This is a genomic window from Vibrio sp. CyArs1, from assembly GCF_022432925.1.
In the GTDB taxonomy this organism is placed as follows: Bacteria; Pseudomonadota; Gammaproteobacteria; order Enterobacterales; family Vibrionaceae; genus Vibrio; species Vibrio mediterranei.
Genome location: NZ_JAKRBO010000001.1, coordinates 447,303 through 470,792 on the forward strand (window position 1 = coordinate 447,303; position 23,490 = coordinate 470,792).

The window sequence follows — 23,490 nt, forward strand, 5'->3', positions numbered from 1 at the left end:
CTAACCCTACTATTTTGAAGCATGTCCCTTCATCACGCAAACTTTTTCGAGCGAACACGCGTATTCTGAACGCTGTTTTATTGATGTTTTTCAATACTTTAGCAATAAAAAACATTATTTTATTTAGCAGTAAAACTCGCTGAGTATCCTCTTTTAGTAAAACAATCTTCTTGGAATCACACACATAACGAGCATCATGAGTAAATCGACATCACTTTGACTACATTTAACGCAGTCAGTGCTCCAAAGGGAATTTTCTTCTTTACAGCCCTTTCCTATGATTCTATTATTAGCGCCACAAAACGGAGAGATGGCTGAGTGGTTGAAAGCACCGGTCTTGAAAACCGGCATACGTTAATAGCGTATCTAGGGTTCAAATCCCTATCTCTCCGCCACATTCTAAAGCCTCGCTTAATGCGAGGCTTTTTTCTTTATTCTACAATCCCCTATGCAATTCAAACTTGCAATCTCCTATGAAAAGAAACTAAGGTTCAGTAAGTTATATTAGCCATAGGGACAAAAGGAACGTGAACTCTACACTAGAAACAATACTCAACCACCGTTCTATTCGAAAATTTAAGCAGCAATCTATCGATAAGGATATTCTAGACACTATTCTTAAAGCTGGAATTGCCGCATCATCATCTAGCCTATTGCAAGTCGTCTCTATTATCAGGGTCACAGAGAAAGATAAGCGCAACAAACTGGTGGAACTTTCTGGCAATCAACCCTATGTGGCTCAAGCTGCTGAATTTCTCGTTTTCTGTATAGACTATCAGCGACACCAAGAGTTAAACCCAAACGTGAAAGTTGACTACACAGAGTTAGGTCTAATCGGTGCTATTGATGCCGGAATAATGGCACAGAACTGTTTAGTGGCGGCCGAGTCACTAGAGTTAGGCGGCGTCTATATCGGAGGCCTGAGAAATAAAGCGGCTGAAGTTGATGAGTTGTTAGGTTTGCCCCCGCACTCTGCGGTTCTTTTTGGGATGTGTTTAGGATATCCAGACCAAATCCCAGAGGTAAAACCACGCTTGCCTCTTGACGTCATTGTGCATGAAAATGAATACCATCAGCTAGATAAAAATGCGGTTGCACAATACGATGATGTGATGCTTTCCTATTACGCACATCGATCAACAAACCAAAAAAGCAGTACGTGGTCTTCACAAGTTACTAGTAAGCTAGAAGGTGAATCTCGACCTCATATGCTCGCTTACCTAAACAGTAAAGGTTTGTTCAAACGCTAATTTCTACAGTAAGAACTCATGACTTAATCTCTTTCTAGTCATGAGTTCTTTCGTACAAAGCAATTCACTCTTTCGGGATCACTACTGTAAAACGGGCGCCACCAATGTGGCTTTCATCTACAGATACACTCCATCCTAAGTTTCTGCTTGCCTGAGCGACAATAGCTAACCCTAGACCGAATCCGCCATTGTTATGATTTCGCGAAGAGTCCAAGCGCGAGAAGGCGATAAATACTTCCTCTCGCTTTTCAATAGGGATGCCAGGACCATTATCTTCTACGTCCAAAGTCCAACATGAGTGGTACTCTCTCAAGGTGACATTGACTACCCCGCCACCGTAACGAAGTGCATTTTTAAGTAAGTTATCAATGACCAAACGGCAAGAGGTTCAATTGCAAGCATCTCGAACACACACGGAGAGACGTTTATGAATAACTTTCGTCTTCTAAAACGAGAACAAGATAAAATCAAAAAAGAGCCGCCTAGGCGACTCTTCTATCAGAATTTGGATTAAAAGTTAATTAACCTTCTTTACCAAATACGTTGTTCTCTTGCTCTTGTACACGGATGAACGTGGTACGCTTAGTTAGCTCTTTCAGTTTCGCTGCGCCTACGTATGTACAAGTTGAACGAACGCCACCAAGAATGTCTTGGATTGTGTTGTTTACGTCACCACGGTAAGGCAGAAGAACCGTCTTACCTTCAGCTGCACGGTAGTTAGCAACACCACCAGAGTGTTTGTCCATAGCAGACTGAGAAGACATACCGTAGAACTTCATAAATTGCTTACCATCTTGCTCGATGATTTCGCCACCAGATTGCTCATGACCAGCTAACATACCACCTAGCATTACGAAGTCTGCGCCGCCACCGAAAGCTTTAGCAACATCACCCGCACACGCACAACCACCATCACCAATGATCATGCCACCTAGGCCGTGTGCAGCGTCAGCACACTCGATGATTGCAGAAAGCTGAGGGTAACCAACACCTGTCTTAACACGTGTAGTACATACTGAACCAGGACCGATACCTACTTTAACGATATCCGCGCCAGCTAGAATCAGCTCTTCACACATATCGCCAGTTACTACGTTACCTGCTGAAATCGTTTTCGTTGGGAATTCAGCTCGTACTTTTTGTACAAACTCAACTAGGTGCTCTGAATACCCGTTCGCAATATCGATACAAATGAATTCTAGATCTTCGCTTAATGCTAAGATTTCTTTTGTTTTCTCGAAATCACGCTCAGACGTGCCCGTTGATACGAATACTTTGTTCAATGTTTCTTTTGTTGCACCAGCAACAAACTCAGCCCACTGCTCTACTGTGTAATGCTTATGCATCGCTGTCATTACACCGTGTTGTGCTAGCGCTGTAGCCATTTCAAAACTACCAACAGAATCCATGTTAGCTGCAATTACTGGTGTACCAGACCATTGACGACCACTGTGCTTGAATGTAAAATCGCGGGTTAAATTTACTTGAGAACGACTTTTCAGTGTTGAACGCTTAGGGCGAAACAGTACATCTTTAAAGCCTAACTTAAGTTCTTGTTCGATACGCATTGTGTAAATTCCTTGATTTATATAGTACATGTTCCAGTGGGCATATGACTAAGCATAGTGCGTTGGCTCTCCGTTGGCAGACGGTTTACCTTTCTTCGGACACAAAAAAACCGGAGCGTTGGCAGACGCTCCGGTTTTCAGCATTATAGGTCGCGAAAATAATCTCGCAAGACTGATATTTTAATTTTTTTTGTGTTACTATTCCGACAAGTTGCAAATCCGCTGATTATCAATCCTATCTTAACGAAATAAAATCTCTCCAACCCTCTGATATAACAGAAAAAACCCACGTTATTTACATAAACAAGCTTACTTTAGCACTCGACGCAAACGTTTTTGCACTGTGCAAATATCGAGCTCTCAACACCTGAATGTGCATTTATTAACCGATTTTTGTGGTTATTCTTGTTATCTATTAGCTCATTTTTACCGATTGATTCGGAAAAAAAACCGCTATTTTATATAACCTCTGAACTGTTCAAATCAAAAGTCATTGTTCTTATCGCCATCACGAATACTTCAAACGCTTAAGATGAAACATAATTGTCATGATTTCGAACTAATCGAATTTGTGGGAGTAAATCAGAAGCTAGCATGCCTACTTCTCCATGTTCCTTTGACTCCTGGTCAGCCGCAAGGCTGTGAATCAAAGTGCCAAGAGTTGCAGACTGCATGTTGTTTTTTCCCTGTCCTAATAGAGCTAAGATTGTTCCAGTCAATAAATCACCCATTCCACCACTGGACATCCCTGGGTTTCCTGCATGACAGACAACCATTGACTGACCATCATAAATCAGTGTTCCTGCACCTTTCAGTACCACTACTCCACCGTAAGTTTTTTGTAATGCTCTAATTGCCTGAAAACGGTCCTTCTCTATATCACTTATACGACAGTTTAATAATTGTGCGGCCTCACCTGGATGAGGTGTGATGATATGGTTCTTCAAGACAGCTGTGTCGCTTTGTATCTGGTTAAGCCAATATAGGCCATCTGCATCAATGACGACTGGAAGATCCAACGACATCGCCAACTTCAGTGTTTGGTCAAAAACTCTAGCGGACCAAGCTGTTCGTCCTAACCCCACTCCAATTGCGATGGCGGAGCTCCAATTTACGCGCTCAGTCAATGATTGGGTGGTGCACGCATCAATCATCGCCTCTGGTAGCAACGTTCTTATTGGTGTGACACTCGCTTCGTGGGTTAAGACGGCGCAAAGCCCACCTCCTGCTCTCAAACAAGCCGCAGAAGCCAGATAAGCCGCCCCACTCATTCCATTGTTTGCACCAACCACTAGCAACTTTCCATGCGTTCCTTTGTGAGAATCTTTTGCTCTTTGAGGAAGATAACTCATCCAATGATTGTTGGTTAATACGACGTTTGCTTTATTCTGTTGAGCAAACTCCCTATCTACCCCTAATCCAGCAAAATGCAGGTGTCCTGTAAATGCTCTAGCTCGACCCGTAACTAACCCTTGTTTGACGCCGATAAAAGTCACGGTTCTATCAGCTTTGATCGCGTTTCCCAAAACAACACCGGTATCAGTATCAAGTCCAGAAGGAGTATCTATCGAGATGATTGGCTTAGAAGACTGGTTTAAACGATCAAACACATGAGAATAGAAAGGACGTACTTCACCTGAAATACCTGTCCCTAATAGAGCATCAATAATAACGTCAATGTCATCCGCAACCACATTTTCCGGCGAATCAATAACGCCACCAGCGGCAAGAAATTCATCTCTAGCTCGCAATGCGTCACCTTTAAGTGCGCTTGAATCGCCGATTTGCCAAACCGTAACGTCATAACCTGCACAAAGACTTAGTTTAGCGACGATATACCCATCGCCGCCATTGTTACCCTTACCGCAGCAAACTAGCAGTTTTCGAGTCTCTGAATAGTAAGTTTGTATAAGTTCAAATACTGACGCACCAGCCTGCTGCATTAAGGTATACATTTCTATACCCAATTGTTGAGCTACGATCTTCTCTCCTTCGCGAACTTGTTGCGAAGTGAAGAGCGATTCAGGCAAGGATGTTATATTTTGGTTCGAAGAGATCATTGTGTGCTCCCGTTTAACCCTAGTGTCAGCTTGTTGGGCAACAAGTGAGGGGCGACAAAGCTTTAGCTATTCGCTTTATTGGTATTTATCCAAATGTTAGCAAACGGGGCACTACAAAGGTGTGAATGAGATTACAAGTTAAAACTGAGGCCAGAAAATATGCAGCGCAAACCTCAAGACAATGGCGAAAATGATCAAAGCTACACCTAATCGATAACGCTTGTATTCATCAACGCTCATGGGAACGCGTTTATAGAACATCGTGACGACGCCCTTCCAATCTTGACTACGACGACCATATTGCACGATACCTGTGATAATGAACAATACACCGGCAAGTAACAGAAGTTTCTCTGTCCAAAAAACACCTTGCTCTATCATAACCCAACTCACTCCTTAAACTGGTTCGTAACTAGTTTATGATGGAAAGGCGTACTTTTCTGTAGAACTATAGTCTAATAGCGCACTTGTCATTAAGTCTGAAGCGATGTCTCGCCAACCGTCAATTTCTTCTATTAGATGTTGATGTTGTTTTTCTGTCACACTGTTGAGCGCAAGAGCTATGTATTTTTCTGCTACTAGTCGATTGTTAGCGATTTTAAGTTTTAGTTTCTCGCTATAAAAACTGTCACTGTCATTTAACAAGCGTTGAAATTCTGGTTGAAAGTAGCCTAAGTCCGAGCGCCGGTTAAGCAACTGACGCATAAAGTGTTGCATCTGCTGACGATGGGCTTGCCAATCAAATACAGTAACATCCATTTCATTTGCCCAACGACTCGCAAGTGTTTTTTGCTGCTCCGTCAGAGGTCCGAACCAACGCTCCAAATTCTCTTCAATTCGCTGTTGGTAAATAAGTCGAACATCTTCGTCTTGGAGGCCTTGATACTTTTTAATGAACTTCTCGTCTTTCTGCTCTAAATTATCAAGTAACTCTTTCACTTGTTTATCTGTCATCTGTTGTGTCAATGCATACAGATCAGGGGTAATCTGAGCGACTAATCGTTTAGTATGTTGCCTCACCTGTTCCATCTGCAAAGAAACATATTCTGCATCTACAGTTTTTGGGTCCTTATTTCGTATGTCCGTCAACTGTTGTAGGTAACGAGGCAATTCATTGGACTTATGCCAATCACCAAGAACAAGAATACGCTCAGTTAATATTTCCTCCTGGCCGTCTTCAAGCGTTACATAGTCATCAATATAATCAACAATGAACCAATCCAAATTGCTATATAAAAACTTGGTTGTACACCCAGTTACAATTAACAAGCTGACAAATAAACCAAAACTCTTAACCCAACCAACCTTTTCCATTTAAATACTTCTTCCTTAATGTACGTTCATGCGGACTTATACGAAGTTTAAGATAAGATTAGATTGAAAATGACTAAAGCGCCCAACTTTGAGCGCTTTTTAACTTGTTTAAATTTGTGGTCTTGCCGTTGAGTGTGTTGACGGTGGAAGGTGAGGTAAAGTGATCTCAGGCTGTTCGCCTGTAAGCGATCTTAAGAATGCAGTGATTTTCTTCGATTCATCTTTAGTTAAGCTTTGTCCTAACTGAATATCTGCCATTACTTCCACTGCTTCTTGCAGATCCCATACAGACCCGTCATGGAAGTATGGGTAAGTAAGTTCGATATTACGGAGTGTTGGCACTTTAAATACATATTTATCGAAATCCTTTCCTGTTACGGCGGCTCTACCGATGTCTGGATTATCTGTTTTAAATGCTTTAACCAAACCCATTTTTTGGTACATCTGGCCTCCCGCTAGTGGTCCACTATGACAAGCGGTACAGCCTTTTTGCTTAAACAGTGCGTAACCTTCAACCTGTTCAGCAGTCAACGCTGAATCATCCCCCTTTAGCCACTTATCGAACGCCGCGTTGGGGGTGCGAAGTGTTTTTTCAAACGTTGCAATGGCATCTGTTACTTCATTAATGGTAAAGCTCTTTGAACCATACGCACTTTCAAACCACTGTTGGTATTGAGGGATGGATTGCAAAGTCCCAATAGCGAGTTCATGTGAAAACGCCATTTCTATCGGGTTTTCAATAGGCCCTGCGGCTTGCTCTTGAAGGTCTTTCGCACGTCCGTTCCAGAACTGTACGAAGTTTAAATCTGAGTTAAGAACCGTCGGTGAATTGATAGGTCCAATTGCCCACTTATGACCAATAGAGCTCGGAAGGTTATCAACGCCACCTTTCGCCACATTGTGGCAAGAATTACACGAGATCGTATTGGATGCAGATAACCTTGGTTCAAACCAAAGGGCTTTACCCAACTCGACCTTTTGTTGGTCCAAGCCAACTACGGGTTCAATCACCTTGATCGGCTCTTGATCTTGCCTTTTCGCATTAACGTTAAATGCGATACCTACTGCTATTGCTGTTACTATTACATTTCTCATTGCTTATTCCTTTGCGCAAATATGTAAATATTAAATACAAGCGAATACCGACGATATATATCGTCTCGTTAGGTTATAATTATTATTAAATTCAACGAACTTATGGCTTATTTGTTCGTCGCAATAAAACAGTAAGGAAATATTAATCGCTTTTACAATGCAAAATTTAGATTAAGATTATGAAAAAAAGGAATGTAAAGTTTAACAAGCTGCCATCTGCCTTTATTTATGGGGATTTGAAAAATAATGAGAAATTAGTCATTACATTAACTCTACATTTTGTTTACACACTTTATTGATTTAAATCAACCAGGAAATTTATCGTTAGAAAAGAAACGATACACTAGCTCTATTTGTTTCTTCATCGCATTTCTCTAGTGAATTCCCAAAAGTCCGCCATATGCATTTCACCTAACGCTATACGTAATAACCGATATTCCAAATTGACACACCGATTTCGTTAACATGCTTCCAAATCAACCGGAGTATCCCCTATGAAAAAACCTTTATTTTCTTTACTGTTAGCCTCTACATTTGCTTTGCCTAGCTACGCAAACATCATCGTTGATATGCAAGGTGTGGATGAAAAAGACTACATCTACGATCTGCACAAGTGCGAAGAGATGTCTGGACAAGTACAGAAACAAAAATCATCAGGTGGAGCAATAAGCGGCGCTGCTAAAGGGGCTGCTTTAGGTTCAGCTGGCGTAGCAATCGCTGGTGGATCGGGTACTGAAGGTGCGAAAAAAGGTGCTGCAGTGGGAATGGCGGCTGGTGTTCTTGGCCGTAACCGCGCTAATCGTGAAAACTCAGAAAAATATAAACAAGACAAGCAGACAGTAGTTAAAAACTGTATGACTAACCGTGGTTACGTGGTACTGAACTAATAATTGCTAAGTTCCTACCCAACAATTATAGTTGCCCTACATTAGCTAAATGGTATCGACTTGCCGATGAACGATCTCAATGCGCTACGCGTATTCTTAACCTTGATGCAAACGCAATCTACGTTAAAAACAGCCAAAGCATTAGGTCGTTCTCAGTCCTACGTCTCTAAAACGCTGGCTCAATTAAGGATCGACTTAGCGGACCCGCTGTTTGTACGCAGTGCAGAAGGCTTATCTCCGACTAGTTATGCTCAAAACATTGAGCCTAAACTAAAAAGTGCCCTTGCAGATATTACCGATGCTTTAAAGCCAGATACCTTCAATCCGAAATCTGTCGATAAAATCACTTTACACATCATCGAGCCCTACTTAATCGGCTGTGGCAAAGAAATTATTAATGCCATTCGCACGCATACATCAGCACCTATTGAAATTAGGCAATGGAATAAAGGCTCAGAGTCGTTGCTTCTGACGGAAGAAGTCGATCTTGCAGTCCATGCTCTGACTGACAAGCCTCAATCTATTTATCAGAAATATATTCACACGGGTACTGGTGTGTTATATGGCAACACGGACGGAGAATACGTTAAGCATATGGTTGCCGATCTAAATGAGCATATTGATTGGTACAAGCTACTTGATAGTGACGCACAAGCAACCATTTTCGTGGATAACCATGCATTGATGACACAGTTAATGGAACAATGTTACACATTGCGGTATATCACGTCCGAAACACCAGAAAAAGCTCCCTTACATTTAGACATGGCTATCTTAACCAAGGCGTCGCGTAAAAATGAAGAAAAGGTAAAATGGCTCATAGAAATCGTTGAACCAATTCTGCGACGTTATACCCCTCTTTCCTACAGCAACACACCCAACTGATACAAAGACATAGTTCACATATATAGGAAATCTGCATCCGTTATTTCTTATAAATGAGCAATAGGCTGTTCTTTTGATATGAAACCCGTTTTATTCCTTTGATAAAAAAGAGCTCCTCACCTATTTTTAGCAGTGATGTAATACATCGTACAGTTAACGATAGAAAGGATGTCATTATGAGAAAAACAGTGGTAGCAGCATCAATTATTGGAACGATGATGGCATTGCCAGTTGTCGCCGGCGATGGTTTTTATCTGGGTGGTCGATTGGGTGGTTCTCAACTATCCGATGCGTGTAATGTCTCAGCAGCACCTTGTACAGACAGTGGTTTCAGTGCCGGCCTTTATACTGGTTACGATTGGAATGACTACATTGCACTCGAATTTGCTTACGATTGGCTAGGCAGCTATGAAACTTCGTTTGTTGATGGAGTTGAGTATAGAAGAGATGCAAATTTGAGTGCTCTTACACTTGCTCCTAAGTTCTCTTACCCATTTAACGATGAATGGGCAATATTCGGCAAAGTTGGCGCCGCATATACAATGTATGATGACCGTAAATCAACAGCTCTGATGGGAGGAGTCGGTTTAGAGTATGACTTTGCAACAGCTTGGTCAGGTCGACTCGAATATCAGCGAATCAACGACGCTAAAGATGATTGGTTCAACACTGATGTCGATACTTTCTGGCTCGGTATTTCATACTCATTTGGTAGTGCATCTGAGGCTGCTGCAACCACTGCTGCAGCTAGTTCAACTCAGGAGGCCTCAGCCGAAGAACCACCTGTTGCAGAAGCGGTAGTTATGACCAAAACATTTGAACAAGTTTCTGGTCAAGAAAACTTCGAGTTTAATAGCACTAAGTTGAACGAGAATACTAAGTCTGATTACGATCCACTTATCGCTCTAATGCAAGATCATCCAGATTCAACCGTAACCATCACTGGTTATACTGATTCATCTGGTCCTGAAGAGGTCAATCAACGAATTTCTGAAGAGCGTGCTGAATCCATCGCCGCTTACTTAGAATCTCAAGGCATAGACCGCTCTAGAATGACGGTTAGTGGCATGGGCGAAGCTAACCCAATTGCCGACAACTCAACGAAAGAAGGTCGTGCACAAAACCGTCGTGTTGAAATTACTGTTCCTGAGTTCGAATACACCACAGAAGAAATGGTAGAAAAAGCCCAATAGTAATGATTAAGAACAAAAAGAAACCGAGCTTGGCTCGGTTTCTTTTTCTATGCTTTAAGTGCTTGTTCCAAGTCAGCCAGAATGTCATCTATATGCTCAATACCAACTGAAAGCCTAATCATCTCAGGACGCACTCCCGCTTCTAACTGTTCAGACTCACTCATTTGTCTATGAGTTGTAGAAGCCGGATGACACGCTAATGATTTCGCATCGCCAATGTTCACTAACCTCTTAAATATCTGTAACGCGTCATAAAAACGCACACCAGCTTCATAACCGTCTTTCAAGCCAAAAGATAGAATGGCGGATGGTTTCCCATCCATATATTTACACGCCAATTCATAGTGAGCCGAATCTTCTAAACCGGCATAAGACACCCAACTCACTTTCTCGTGTTGTTGTAAATATTGCGCCACTTTGAGGGCATTTTCAGTATGACGTTCCATACGTAAAGGGAGAGTTTCTAGACCTTGTAGCAACATAAAAGCGTTCATTGGAGACAGTGCGGATCCTGTATTACGCAAAGGTACGGTTCTAGCTCGACCTATGAATGCTGCTGGACCAAATGCCTCGGTATAAACCACACCATGATAAGATGGCTCTGGTTGATTGAAAACTGGGAATCGCTCTTTATGCTGGTCCCATGGAAACTTCCCAGAATCGATAATCACACCGCCGAGCGATGTCCCATGTCCGCCAACATACTTTGTCAAAGAATGCACCACTATGTCCGCACCATGCTCGATGGGTTTACAAAGTATCGGAGTCGCAACAGTATTGTCGACAATGACAGGAACACCTTGCTGATGTGCCAACGAAGAAATACCTTCTAGATCGACGATATTTCCTGCTGGGTTACCAATCGATTCGCAGTAAACTGCTTTGGTATTTTCGTCAATTAGCTCGGCAATCGATTCTGGCTTGTCATCTTTAGCAAACTTTACTTGAATCCCTTGCTTCGGCAACATGTGAGCAAATAAGGTGTATGTTCCGCCATAAAGTTGAGGCGTCGAGACAATGTTATCTCCGGCTTCAGCTAGAGTCAGAATTGCATAGTTAATCGCGGCACTACCTGCACTTACCACCAACCCAGCAATTCCTCCTTCTAAAGCGGCCATGCGCTGTTCGAGTACATCATTCGTTGGGTTCATAATGCGAGTATAAATATTGCCTGGTACTTCCAAATTGAATAGATCCGCTCCGTGCTGTGCGCTATCAAATTCGTATGCTACCGTTTGGTAAATAGGTGTCGCGACTGATTTTGTCGTAGGGTCCGTTTCATATCCGTGATGAATCGATAGTGTTTCGTCTTTCATTGTCCTTCCTTTTACAAAGTCCTATCTTTCTGGACGTTTTTAAGCGTCAGCCTTCCAGTATTTCATTACTAAATCGAGAATTCTTTGAATCAGACCAAAAAACCAACATGAGTTTTTGCTTTTTAACCTGATGTTTTATCGGTTTTACCAATTAATAAAATAAGTAGAGCCAGTTATACGTGCTTCAACAATCCTAGTATTGTTGCGACATAACCCAAGAGAAGAGAAATCCATATGACCGATAAAGCACTGATCGTCGAAGGTGGCGCAATGCGAGGCATATTTGCAGCAGGTGTGTTGGACGCATTTTTAGAACAGTCGTACAAGCCATACCACTTCGTTATCGGCGTTTCTGCCGGAGCATCAAACCTACTGGGATATTTAGGGAATGCTCCTGGTCGAAGCTACCAAGTTATTAAAGAGCTCGCGACTAGCAAGCAGTTTTACAACCCTCGACGGTTTGTAGCTGGTGGACATCTCGTAGATGTTAAATGGCTATATGAAGAATCCAATAGACAGTTTCCACTCGATCAAGACACGGTATTCAATTCCGTACCTTTTATTGCCGCAGCTACAAATGTTTCAACAGGTCTACCGGATTACTATGAAGTCACTCGTTCCAATATCGCTAAAGCATTAGAGGCAACCGCTTCATTACCTCTCGCCTATAAAGAAACACCTTGCTTTGATGGTGGGTGTTATACCGATGGTGGCGTAGCAGATTCTATTCCCGTACGTGAGGCTTATCGTCGAGGAGCCAGAGACATAACGGTTATCCTGTCTCATCCGTTAAGCTACGAAATGCCCAAACCTAAATCAGGTTGGCTGATGAAAAAGATGTTTGTCAAACACCCAAATGTAGGCCGAGCACTCACTAAACGCGCTCAAAACTACAATGAGTCTTTGGATTTTATCAAGAACCCGCCACTTGACTGCGTCATTCGTGTCATCTCTCCACCAGAGCATTTCCCGGTGCGACGTTTAACAATGAAAAAAGAGTTGCTAGATGTAGGTTACGATATGGGACGAGACGAAGGAAGAAAGCATGTTCACCACCTTAGAGGTGAACATGTCTATCAACAAGAAGAGTGCCCTTTTTGCTAACAACCGGTGTTTTAGGAACAGACCTTCCTTACAAGCGATTATGCTAGCTCAAACGTGATTACGTACAATTCGTTCTCACTAGGATAGATGTCACGGATGACCTCTTTTAGCTGAGGCAAAGTCATGTTCTCTTGATAAGCGTGAGCCTCATTAATGTCGTCGTACTGAATCGCCTCAATAGAAACAATGTTTAAATCTCCAAACTTTCTACCAGTTTCAAACGTCGCAACAGGAACAACTCGTCCTAGTTCAAAATCAATTTCTGTTTTGTCGCGAATCGTAATTGTTTTCTTACCTGACAAAATGTCAGCTTCAAACCTTTCGAAAAACGTGATTTGGTCTAGCATACAATACCCTTAATTAACCAAACTTACTGTACTACCAACTCGCGATGCATGGACATCTAGACGAAGTGGCATTTGTTCTTTTAATTCTGAGACATGGGAAATAATCCCAATTGTTCGTCCGCTTTGTTGAAGTTCAACTAGAGTCTGAACTGCAAGGTCGAGTGACTCCGGATCTAAACTACCGAATCCTTCATCGATAAACAGCGTATCCAATCGAATGCCGCCACTATAGGATTGAACAACATCTGACAACCCTAGTGCTAAGGAAAGCGCTGCCATAAATGACTCACCACCCGAGAGCGTCGCCACATCACGCCATTTTCCTGTATATGCATCCTCTACTATCAAATCCAAGCCAGACCCTGCATTACCTTTACTTCGTGTTTCTTTTCGTTTTAGGTCATATCGACCTTTACTCATCAATCTCAATCTTTGTGATGCTTGGATGAGTACATCGTCAAGCAATACGCCTAATACAAAACGATGAAGACTAATTTTATTACCCGTTTTACCATTAGCCACGTCACTTAATGTCCCAACCACTTGATATTGCTTATCAAGCTCTGCATTTTGCGACACCAACGAGTTCACTCGAGTTAATACATTATTTAGGCTATCCAGTTTAGATTGCTGTTGTTGGAACTGACCTAACATATGTTGATACGATGCATCAGTTTCATTTTTGGCAACAAGCAGTTCCTGGACGTTCGGGTGCTCTACACCTTTCAACTCTTCAGTCAACAGCTTCAGCTGCTCGCTTACTCTAACCTCATCTCGAACAAACGTCTCAAGTTCAAGCTCAAGTGCAGCGATACGTGGCTCGTCTACTATCGAGGACAAGAAAGCTTCCTCGTCACAAAAATGACTACTCAACAGTAGTGTCTTCCACCTCTCTACTGAAGACGCATGTTCGTTTGATAAGTTCTTCAATTGCTTAGTTAATGTGTCCAAATGAGACTGATATTTAACCAAGGTTTCTGCTGTCTGATTAGCATAGCGCTGTGCTGCTTCAAGCGCCTGAGAAAGCTGCGTTAGTTCATCAGAGATTGAGGCTTGACGCTGAAGGACTAATTGGGCATTAGCATATCCAGTCTTGTTGTTCGATTCCAACTGTACAACCACTGCTCGCAGTTGTTCTTTTGAAATTGCCGCTTTATTAACTGAATTCGTTAACGTGTTTAATAACTCTTGCTTAGCTGATGTTTCGCTAACATGTTTGTTAAGGCGCGATTCCATGGCGCTTAAATCAATCTTGTTGAGCTCACTGATTTTGTTTTCAAGCATCGTTATTTGATTTAGCGTTTCAATAGCAGATTGATCTAACTTCGCCTCATCCAACTCTAATGAATTTATAAGGTCGCTTCGCTGTAATACGGCACTGTCTAGAACACTACTTAGCCTTACTAGCTCTTGTTGCTGCTGGTTTAGCTCTGCATTTACGCTCGTTTCATTGGCTCTAAAGTCATTCAATTGTTGTAAGCTAACGGTTTCCTGTGATGGTGCCGCTAGTTTAGGGTGTTCAACACTACCACAAACTGGACAAGCGGTACCGTCTTCAAGAGTCGCGGCCAGTATCGAGGCTTGACTAGAATGCCAGGCTATTTCACATTCTGTACGCTTGCGAGTAGCGGCTTGAGCCGAAGCCGACAAGTTTTTAACCGTAGATTGAGTGTCATTTAGCTGTTTCTTCAACGCTACAATATTCGCGGCTATTGTTTTAAGTGTTTCAATACCTTGCCATTGTTTCCGCCGCTCTCTGAGTGACATTGTCATTTCACCAAGTTTCTGCTTCTCTTTCCTTGCGTCACTCAAAGATTTTTCAAACGTTAGAGTCTGCGCCTGAAGTCGTTCGACTTCATCGGATACTTGTTTATGCTGCTCTACATATGTGTTGAATTGACTGTCAGCATGTTGAGCTTCTCGCCTTTTATCATCAAGTTGGTTCAGAGTTTTTTCTAACTGCTTTAAGGAGTAGCTTTCTTCATTGAGTGCTTCACTCCTTTTATGAACCAGTTTTTGTTGTTCCAAAGCAGTAATAGACGCATCTCGTTCCTTCTCCGCTTGTTGTATTTTTCCACGTCCAATATCAATACGTTCCGATAAAATTGACATGTTTTGTTCAAGCTTTATGGTTTCATCAAAAGTAGGTTTAATCTTTATTGCCTGCTTGTGACTCGTCATAATTTGCTTGTTTAGTGCAATTTCTCCGCGTTTGTCGTTTAGCGTTTTCGCCTCAGCCTCTACGTTGCTCTTAGCTTGGAATCTCTTTTCTAGTGACTGCGCTTGATCATATATTTGCTGAGCTTGGTTTTTTCTCTTTTCAACGACCTGTAATTCTTGCTTTGCGCGCTCAACATTGGGAGATAACACATCTAAAGAGTCATTGAGCTGCTGTAAAGATTCAAGAGAAGCTACATCTAATGCGCCTTTAATTTGGTTATCAAATTCCTCTTTCGCTTTGCGAATACCTGCTGCTTTATCAAAAAGAGTACGTTCTATCGCCGCATAGACTTGTGTTTGAAATAACTGACCAAAGATAGATTCCCTCTCTTTAGAACTTGCGGTTAGCAACTCTCTAAACTTTCCTTGAGGAATCACCATCACTTGTCGAAACTGCTTAACGTCAAGTCCTAGCAGTTCTTGTATCGCGACACCTACTTGTTTAGGTTTATTAGCAATAAGCGTGTTGTCGCTAAGCTTAAGTAATGTAGCACTATGGCTTCGTTTTGTTGTACCTTCTCCACGCTGTTTTGGAACTTCCTGATCGGGACTACGAGTAACCTCATACTTCTCACCCGACAGTTCAAACTCAAATACCAAGGTGGTCAGCGTTTTACTATCAGCATAATCACAACGCATTTGATCGCCAGTACGCTCGCTTCCAGTGGTCTCGCCATAAAGCGCGTAGCAAATCGCATCCAGAATTGAGCTTTTTCCAGAGCCCGTGGGGCCATTGATAAGAAAAAGTGGACAATCACCTAGCTGAGAAAAATCAATACTCTCTTTACCAGAGAATGGACCAAACGCCTGCAGAGTCAGTTTTAAAGGTTTCACTATTGATTACTCCTCAGACTGCTTTTTCAACGACATCACAACTTCTGATAACATGTCCTTTTGATTGTCTGTCATTTCGTCACCTTGGACTTCCAGGAAAAAGTCCCTGAACATATCCACTTCAGAACGACCTAAACGGGCTTGTGATATTTCTTTATCCACACCGACCAAAATTCCAGGCTTTTCTAAATGAAGTACGTTTGGGTAGACCTCTCTTAACTTCGCCATTGGATCGAGAATCGCGTGCTTATCCGTCAGTCTTACCAATAGATAATCATCAAAATTTGCATCGCTTCGACCTAGTTCAAGTAAGTTCTCTAACTCTCCTTTAAGCACTCGCACATCGTGCGGAGCGTTTAAAGGCAAAGCTCTTGTGGTTATCTCGCCACTCTCATCACAGATTTCCACTAACGTCACACTTTTTCTATGATGCTGTTCTGAAAATGAATACTTCATGATCGAGCCGGAATAGCGAATGGTTTCTAGTCCTCGTTTTTGAGCTTGATGAAGGTGCCCTAACGCGACGTAATCAAACGACTTAAAATGTTCATAGCTGACACGATCGGCTCCCCCTATTGATAATGTTCTCTCTGATTCACAAGTCTCAGCACCATCAATAAAACAATGGCTAATAACTACATTATGTACATCTTTATCTAAGACATTACCGATCTGGGAGGCAAGGTAAGCATGTGCGTCATCATGATTATTGATTTGAATATCATAATGGTGCCTTACCGTTTCAGGGTCGCTATAAGGCATACCATAAAAATGGACTACGCTATCCTGAGCAGACACAATCTCGACCGGAGTACAGAGTTGTTCAAGTGAACTAATGATGTGCAGGCCTGCTTTATCGAATTGCTTTGACCCGAACCCCAACCTCTTTGCCCCGTCGTGGTTACCAGAAATCATAATTACCGGCACGTTCAAATCTTGAACTATATGATTCAAAAAACCGTCGAGAACTTCAATAGCTGCGGTTGGTGGTACTGAACGATCATAGATGTCACCAGCAATGATTAGCGCATCAATATGATTTTCAGTAACGTATCGAGTGATTTGGTTCAAGACTTGCTTTTGATCTTCAAGCAAAGAGACATTGTGAAACTGTCTCCCTAAATGCCAGTCAGAGGTATGGATAAATTTCATGCGGTTCAATTTGTTATCGATAATTTCCTTTTAGCAAAGTATATCATTAGCGCTTCAGATTCCTGCGAAAAACTTCTCGTTCAGATCACTTAGCCTTAATTGCCATATTCTTAGCAATAACCGCCAAAAAATGGGGGTTTTATGAATTTTGATATCAGTTTAGTTATAAATACCACTACTCCCCGACAAAAATATAAACGGGTAAAAGGGTTTATGAGAGTCAACCACAGTTGATTTAACTGTAATTACTCGCGTTGTTGGTCATGTGTGTTTCAGCATTCCATGATCACGTTATCGGCTCTGCGTTTTGTAACTTAGCTGATATTACAATTGGTTGAATTTCTCTTATCGCGGTCTGCTCATGGATGGCTGGCCGCACTTTTAATCCACTCAACGATACGTCAGACAAACAATGTCTAGAACAATAATAAAGGAGACGAAAATGAAAGCTCCACAGCGAAAAGATAGAATTGAAGATCTTCTACAAGGGGTCGCTAAAGAAGTGCATGCCTACCTTCACGAATGCGGACGTTCAACTTCCGATGGCTGGGTTTCTTCCGTGACAATTCAGAAGCAGCTTGGGTTAAAGCACCATTGTAATCCCATTGGATGCTCAAACGACACGCCCAAAAGCTGGGTGTTTAGCGTCATTATGAGAAAGTTACAAGACCAAGGTAAAGTAGAATATAAAAAAGTGGGTTCCCGTGTTACTTATCGAAGTCGCACCTTTGTGCACTGACCTTCAATAACCATTAATAAGAAAGGAGCCTTACGGCTCCTTTCTTATTGGTAGAATCAAACTAAAACATGCTCCGCCCAACTCACTGTGACTGACTTCCACGTTTCCACCATGACGAAGCATAATGTGTTTTACGATAGCAAGACCGAGCCCATAACCGCCAGACGCCCTGTCCCTCGCTTTATCTACACGATAAAACGGCTCAAACAGCATACTCCAGTGTTCTGGCTCTATACCGATGCCATCATCATGAACTTCGATCGCGATATGATCAGAATCAGGAACCACTTTTACAACAATGGCATCTTTTGCATAACGTTTGGCATTACCAATCAAGTTCACTAGTGCTCTGCATAGAAGAAAACCATCTATCTGTGCTGGTAGCTCAGTCTGATAGGTTTGCAGAAGAAACTTTTGCCCTATGTGATGTTCCCACTTAGCATGATTCTCCTTAAGCCACTCTACTAGGTTTACACTCTCTAGGTTAATTGCAGCATCAGGTCGTTCTACTCGAGCATAATAGAGCAACTCATCAACTAACTTTTCCATGTCTTCAGTATCTTCGATGATGCTGGTTAGCTGCTTTTTCGCTTCTGGGTCTTGTATTTGCTCTAACAGTATTTCGCTTTGCCATTGAATCCTAAATATTGGCGTTCGCAACTCATGAGCAACAGCATTAGTTAACGCTTTATTGCTGATCATAAGATCAGCAATCTTGGTCGCCATTCTGTTAAAGGTCCGATTCAACTTACCTAACCTCACCCAATGACGTTCTGAGGCTCTCGCTGCAAAATTACCACTGGCAAATTCCATTGCTGTTTTCTCCAAAACTCGGAGACGACGGCTCAAGAACCAAATGAGTACAAAGCTGAATGCAACAAAGCTTGCTAAGAAAAACAGCCACACCACTTGATTCCCAAACTCAATAGCTTTAATCAGTTCAGAGTCTGGGTCATCAGAGAGCTCGAAGTAATTAGGGTTATTATCAAACTTCAACCATAAATGACTGTCATCGTTTAACAAAAAATGCTTATCTTGGTTTTCTTTAAAATACTCACTAATTGGCTCTGGAAGCTTATCTTGCGGATACTGCTCTAGCAGACGGTGTGTTTTATTTGCGAAAAGCTCCATAAGTTCAATTGCTTGCTCATCACTTTCATTGGTCGACACATGATTCATGATGTCGCGAAACGCTTCCACACGAAGGTTGGCGTCAACTAAATCAGGGTCCGTCTTTCCGTAAATTAGGTATTCATAACCATAGATACTGGCTGCGAATAGTAAGATCAAACCTACTAGAGACTCTACAAATATACGCCACACAATAAGCTACCTTAGTGTTTCCAACCATCGGCAACGAATAGATAGCCTTTTCCACGCACAGTGATAATACCTTTAGGATTTGTCGCGTCATCAGAAAGCTTTTTACGTAATGTCACTATTCGGTTGTCGATAGTACGATCTATACCATCATAGTCTATACCGCGTAATTGGCGAGTAAGGTAGTCTCTTGAAAGAACCTCCCCGGCTGATTTTCCAAGTAACCACAATAGGTCAAACTCACTATCAGTTAATGCGACATCAACATTGTCATACTTACAGCTTCTGCTTTTTTGGCAGATAACTAAACTGCCAAAGGACATGGAATTTCCGTCTATTTGTACGTGGTCGTCAGTAGGACGTCTCAATAAATTACGGACACGAGCTAGTAATACACGAGGCTTAATCGGTTTAGATACAAAATCATCAGCCCCTGTTTCTAAGGCAGCAACATGGTCAAAATCGTCATCACTGGCCGTCAGCATTAATATTTTTCCCTGATAACTATCGCGAACCTCTCTACATATAGATAATCCGTCTTGGCCTGGAAGCATAAGGTCTAAAATTGTAATGTCAGGATTGAACTCGGTAATTAGCTCAGCTGCTTCATTGCCTTCGAAAACTGTCTTTACCTCAAAACCCTGAGCTTTAAAGTAATCGCCTAACATCACGTTGAGCTTCGTGTCATCTTCTACAATTAACAATTTTTGATTTACCATGATTGAGTCCAACTCTTCTCTATATTGATCGCAACAATACATAAATTTACATAATACTACAATCAGACCTGTTTACAGGTGCGTCAGATTATTCCTAGCACGCCTGTTGGTGCATATAACTATATTTATACAAATTAACTCTATAATACAATAACTTATACCACCATCTTAGTCCGCGTTAATTGAACGCCGTACAAAATACAGCCCTAGTCTCTTTTTTAGATCCTACTGTATGGGTTTGTCAGAATCCATGAGACAGAACATTACATTTTATAAAAAAGCCCCTCTATATAGAGGGGCTTTAGATTAGAATTTAGCTTTTTTTTAGATTATTCGTCGTCTTCTAGAGGTACTAACTTAGTACTTCCACCACGTATTTTCTCACGTCGATGTTGAATCATGGCGTAAAAGCCCGGAATCAAGAACGTACCGGCTAGCAACACACATAACAATCCACCAACTAATGAAATACCTAACGAATTTTGACTTACGTGACCAGCACCAGATGCAAAAATCAAAGGGAATATACCTAAGATAAACGACCAAGACGTCATATTCACCGCTCGGAATCTCAGCATCCCTCCTCTAACAGCTGCATCATCGATAGCCACATCTTTATCTTCACGCTCTAGTTTGGCGAATTCTACTATCAATATCGCATTCTTCGCCGCCAACGCTATGAGCAAGACGAGACCTATTTGCGCATAGAGGTTAAGAGGCGTACCAGTCAGATTCAGAGCTATAAACGACCCCAATGTCGCGACCGGAACAACGAGTATGATGGCTAAAGGAATCGTCCAACTCTCATATTGAGCCACCATGAACAGATAAATAAATATTAACGCTAACGCAAACGCGTAAACCGCTTGGTTACCCGCTAGTACTTCTTGGTAGGCCATTCCTGTCCATTCATACTGGTAACCCATTGGGAGTACCTCAGCAGCTACCCTTTCCATCGCAGCAATCGCATCACCACTCGAATAACCAGGAGCTGGTTGTCCTTGGACAACAGCACTTCGGTACATGTTGTATCGCCACGCGACGTCTGGTTCAAACACTTGTTCGTAAGAAACCAATGTGCTTAATGGAATCATCTCACCGTTTGAAGAGCGCACGTGGAACAATTGTAAATCTTCCATTCCACTTCGATACTGGGCATCAGCTTGTACCGTCACACGGAAGTTCTTACCAAACATCGTGAAGTCATTCACGTACAATGAACCTAAGTTACCCTGTAGCGTTTGAAATATCGATGAGAGAGGGATCCCTAACTGTTGAGCTTTCTCACGGTCGATATCGACATAGTAATGTGGAACATTTGCTCGGAAAGTACTGAACGTATAGGCTATTTCCGGTTGTTGATTAGCCGTCTGAATCACATCTTGCATTACTAGAGCAAGGTCAGTTCGGCTTCGTCCTAAGGTATCTTCTAGAACAAACTCGAAACCCGAAGCTGCTCCCATACCCGGAACCGCTGGCGGCCCCATTGCAAACACGACTGCTCCTGGAATCTGCTGAGCCGCCATTCCATTAACTCGTGCTGCAATCGCGTTTGCAGAATGATCACCTTCAAATCCGTTTCGCTCACTCCAGTCTTTCAGTTTGATAAACAGTGAAGCACCATTGGAAGCCGCGGCTCCGGTCATAAACGCATATCCGTTAGCAACCGTGATTCCATCGATTCCCGGTTCCTGCTGCACTAGATTCACCAATTTTTCAGTGGTTTCAGTAGTACGAGATAACGAGGCTGAATCAGGAAGTTGGACGTTTACCAGTAGAATGCCTTTATCTTCTTGAGGAACAAACGCTGTTGACGTATTTTTCGAAAAGAAAGTTACTGCGCCTACCGCAATAATAAAGAATGTCATTAGCAGCAAGGCTTTTTTAACCAAAAATCCTGCAACTTGGCCATATCGCATCGTGATACGTTCTAACAGTCCGTTAAACGTTTGGAACCAACGAGCTGTGTTTCCTCCGCCCTGTTTCAATACTAATGAACAAAGTGCTGGTGATAGTGTTAACGCGTTTATCGACGAGATGATTACCGAGATACAAATAGTCAGCGCAAACTGGCGGTACATGATTCCTGTGATCCCTGGGAGCAACGTCACAGGAATGAATACAGCCAATAGAACCAGCGTCGAGGTAATAATCGGCCCTGTTACCTCTTTCATCGCCATCAAGGTTGCTTTTCTTGGCGAGATATGAGGATTGCGTTTCATGATGGTATCCACATTCTCGATAACCAAGATGGCGTCATCCACTACGATACCAATTGCAAGAATGATCCCGAATAAGGTTACTGTATTGATCGTAAAGCCGGTCATGTTCATCACGGCAAACGTACCAATTAGAGATACCGGGATAGCAACAACCGGAATTAATGTTGCTCGCGCACTACCTAGAAACAGATACGTTACTGCGATTACCAGTAAAATAGCTTCCACCAGTGTTTTAACTACGCCCTTGATCGATTCTGCAACGAACACCGTCGTGTCATAACTGGTTTCATATGCCATTCCCTCAGGGAAATTGACACTTAGACGCTCAAGTAAATCCATCACTGCCTGTCCACTTTCTAATGCATTAGCATCAGATTGTAGGTTTAGCGCAACGATTGATGCGTCCTCACCACGGAATTGACCACTACCGTCATAGAACTTCTTACCCAATTCAACACGAGCAACATCTTTTAAGTAGACCGTTGAACCATCAGAGTTTGCTCGAAGAACGACGTTTTCAAACTCGCTGACTGACTCAAGACGACCTTTAGTTACTAAGTTAAATTGTACCTCTTGTGGATCAGCATAAGGCGCAGCACCGACCCTACCCGCAGCAACTTGAACATTCTGTTCTGCTAGCGCGGCATAGACATCGCTGGTAGTCATTTTTAGATTCGCTAGCTTATCGGGGTCTAACCATACGCGCATCGCGTATTCACCGCCACCAATAACGTTAACTTCACTAATGCCTTTAACACGAGCCAGCTGATCTTTAACGTTGAGATTAATGTAGTTAATCAAGAACTGGTCATCGTAACGACCATCTGGAGAATAGAAGTTTAGAACCATTAACAGATCAGGCGAGCGTTTTTTAACTGTTACGCCGACCATACGAACTTCTTGCGGAAGTTTTGATTCTATCTGCGATACGCGGTTTTGAACGTTAACCTGAGCCATGTCCGGATCAGTACCGATGTCAAAGGTTACGTTTAGGTTATATGAACCATCGTTAGCACTCTTTGAGGACATGTAAATCATGTTCTCTACACCATTCACCGACGTCTCTATTGGGTCTGCGACAGCTTCTTCAACGACTTCCGCACTTGCACCTGTATAATAAGCGGTAACACTTACCGATGGCGGACTGATTTTAGGATACTCAGCAACCGGTAGAACCATCAAAGAAATAGCACCGGCGAGTGTGAGTATTATCGAAATAACCAAAGCGAACTTTGGTCTTTGAATAAAGAAACGACTTAACATGT

The 23,490-nt window shown here is 42.3% G+C and carries 18 protein-coding genes, 1 tRNA gene and 1 pseudogene; 7 read left to right on the forward strand and 13 right to left on the reverse strand.

Annotation, left to right across the window (positions count from 1 at the left end; genetic code table 11):
• Positions 1-304: 304 nt before the first annotated feature.
• Positions 305-395, forward strand: a tRNA-Ser gene (locus MMA19_RS02130).
• A gap of 132 nt (positions 396-527) precedes the next feature.
• Positions 528-1,250 (forward strand): oxygen-insensitive NADPH nitroreductase, encoded by a 723-nt coding sequence (gene nfsA, locus MMA19_RS02135; protein WP_124942095.1) that lies wholly within the window; start codon positions 528-530, stop codon positions 1,248-1,250.
• Between the two features lie 64 nt (positions 1,251-1,314).
• Here nfsA and MMA19_RS02140 read toward each other — a convergent pair.
• The 6 genes and pseudogenes from MMA19_RS02140 to MMA19_RS02165 form a co-directional block, all read right to left on the reverse strand.
• Positions 1,315-1,629 (reverse strand): annotated as a pseudogene (locus MMA19_RS02140) (ATP-binding protein); the annotation flags it as partial.
• Between the two features lie 142 nt (positions 1,630-1,771).
• On the reverse strand, positions 1,772-2,818 hold the full coding sequence (locus MMA19_RS02145) for a GMP reductase (RefSeq protein WP_006073644.1): 1,047 nt from the start codon (positions 2,816-2,818) through the stop codon (positions 1,772-1,774).
• Between the two features lie 527 nt (positions 2,819-3,345).
• The gene (locus MMA19_RS02150; RefSeq protein ID WP_062461470.1) at positions 3,346-4,878 is read right to left on the reverse strand and encodes a bifunctional ADP-dependent NAD(P)H-hydrate dehydratase/NAD(P)H-hydrate epimerase; all 1,533 of its coding nucleotides are present in this window, start codon (positions 4,876-4,878) and stop codon (positions 3,346-3,348) included.
• Positions 4,879-5,016: 138 nt separating this feature from the next.
• Entirely contained in the window at positions 5,017-5,259 is a 243-nt protein-coding gene (locus tag MMA19_RS02155; RefSeq protein WP_006073638.1) for a hypothetical protein, read from the reverse strand.
• A 36-nt stretch (positions 5,260-5,295) separates the two neighbouring features.
• Positions 5,296-6,192 (reverse strand): DUF6279 family lipoprotein, encoded by an 897-nt coding sequence (locus MMA19_RS02160; protein ID WP_240205394.1) that lies wholly within the window; start codon positions 6,190-6,192, stop codon positions 5,296-5,298.
• Positions 6,193-6,300: 108 nt separating this feature from the next.
• Positions 6,301-7,287, reverse strand: coding sequence for a cytochrome-c peroxidase (locus tag MMA19_RS02165; protein ID WP_240205395.1), 987 nt, complete (start codon positions 7,285-7,287; stop codon positions 6,301-6,303).
• Positions 7,288-7,781: 494 nt separating this feature from the next.
• Here MMA19_RS02165 and MMA19_RS02170 point away from each other — a divergent pair, with 494 nt between their 5' ends.
• The 3 genes from MMA19_RS02170 (at position 7,782) to MMA19_RS02180 (ending at position 10,252) form a co-directional block, all read left to right on the forward strand.
• Positions 7,782-8,174, forward strand: coding sequence for a glycine zipper family protein (locus tag MMA19_RS02170; RefSeq protein WP_124942118.1), 393 nt, complete (start codon positions 7,782-7,784; stop codon positions 8,172-8,174).
• Between the two features lie 66 nt (positions 8,175-8,240).
• Complete coding sequence (locus tag MMA19_RS02175) at positions 8,241-9,059, forward strand: LysR family transcriptional regulator (protein WP_240205396.1); 819 nt, start codon at positions 8,241-8,243, stop codon at positions 9,057-9,059.
• 176 nt (positions 9,060-9,235) lie between these two features.
• Complete coding sequence (locus MMA19_RS02180; protein WP_240205397.1) at positions 9,236-10,252, forward strand: OmpA family protein; 1,017 nt, start codon at positions 9,236-9,238, stop codon at positions 10,250-10,252.
• A gap of 47 nt (positions 10,253-10,299) precedes the next feature.
• Here the strand turns inward: MMA19_RS02180 and MMA19_RS02185 are convergent, their stop codons facing one another.
• On the reverse strand, positions 10,300-11,568 hold the full coding sequence (locus MMA19_RS02185) for an O-acetylhomoserine aminocarboxypropyltransferase/cysteine synthase (RefSeq protein ID WP_006073626.1): 1,269 nt from the start codon (positions 11,566-11,568) through the stop codon (positions 10,300-10,302).
• Positions 11,569-11,802: 234 nt separating this feature from the next.
• Between MMA19_RS02185 and MMA19_RS02190 the strand changes: the two genes are divergently transcribed.
• A complete protein-coding gene (locus MMA19_RS02190) occupies positions 11,803-12,672 on the forward strand; it encodes a patatin family protein (RefSeq protein WP_006073625.1) in 870 nt (289 codons plus the stop codon).
• Positions 12,673-12,710: 38 nt separating this feature from the next.
• Here MMA19_RS02190 and yqfB read toward each other — a convergent pair whose 3' ends face one another.
• Genes yqfB through MMA19_RS02205 form a run of 3 tightly spaced genes read right to left on the reverse strand, consistent with a single transcriptional unit; the run spans position 12,711 to position 17,225 of the window.
• Positions 12,711-13,019: a N(4)-acetylcytidine aminohydrolase gene (yqfB, locus tag MMA19_RS02195; RefSeq protein ID WP_031494371.1), complete on the reverse strand. Its 309-nt coding sequence runs from the start codon at positions 13,017-13,019 to the stop codon at positions 12,711-12,713.
• A gap of 9 nt (positions 13,020-13,028) precedes the next feature.
• Entirely contained in the window at positions 13,029-16,073 is a 3,045-nt protein-coding gene (locus MMA19_RS02200) for an SMC family ATPase (protein ID WP_240205398.1), read from the reverse strand.
• A 6-nt stretch (positions 16,074-16,079) separates the two neighbouring features.
• The gene (locus MMA19_RS02205; RefSeq protein WP_240205399.1) at positions 16,080-17,225 is read right to left on the reverse strand and encodes an exonuclease SbcCD subunit D; all 1,146 of its coding nucleotides are present in this window, start codon (positions 17,223-17,225) and stop codon (positions 16,080-16,082) included.
• 442 nt (positions 17,226-17,667) lie between these two features.
• On the opposite strand from MMA19_RS02205, the gene MMA19_RS02210 reads away from it, so the two are divergent.
• The gene (locus tag MMA19_RS02210) at positions 17,668-17,964 is read left to right on the forward strand and encodes a hypothetical protein (RefSeq protein WP_006073617.1); all 297 of its coding nucleotides are present in this window, start codon (positions 17,668-17,670) and stop codon (positions 17,962-17,964) included.
• Between the two features lie 30 nt (positions 17,965-17,994).
• On the opposite strand, the gene MMA19_RS02215 is transcribed toward MMA19_RS02210, so the two are convergent.
• From MMA19_RS02215 to MMA19_RS02225, 3 genes are all read right to left on the reverse strand, one after another.
• Positions 17,995-19,287 carry an ATP-binding protein gene (locus MMA19_RS02215; protein WP_240205400.1) on the reverse strand — a complete coding sequence of 431 codons (1,293 nt, stop codon included), beginning with the start codon at positions 19,285-19,287 and terminating at the stop codon, positions 17,995-17,997.
• Between the two features lie 11 nt (positions 19,288-19,298).
• Positions 19,299-20,003 carry a response regulator transcription factor gene (locus MMA19_RS02220; RefSeq protein ID WP_006073614.1) on the reverse strand — a complete coding sequence of 235 codons (705 nt, stop codon included), beginning with the start codon at positions 20,001-20,003 and terminating at the stop codon, positions 19,299-19,301.
• Positions 20,004-20,332: 329 nt separating this feature from the next.
• On the reverse strand, positions 20,333-23,488 hold the full coding sequence (locus tag MMA19_RS02225; RefSeq protein ID WP_240205401.1) for a multidrug efflux RND transporter permease subunit: 3,156 nt from the start codon (positions 23,486-23,488) through the stop codon (positions 20,333-20,335).
• Positions 23,489-23,490 lie beyond the last annotated feature (2 nt).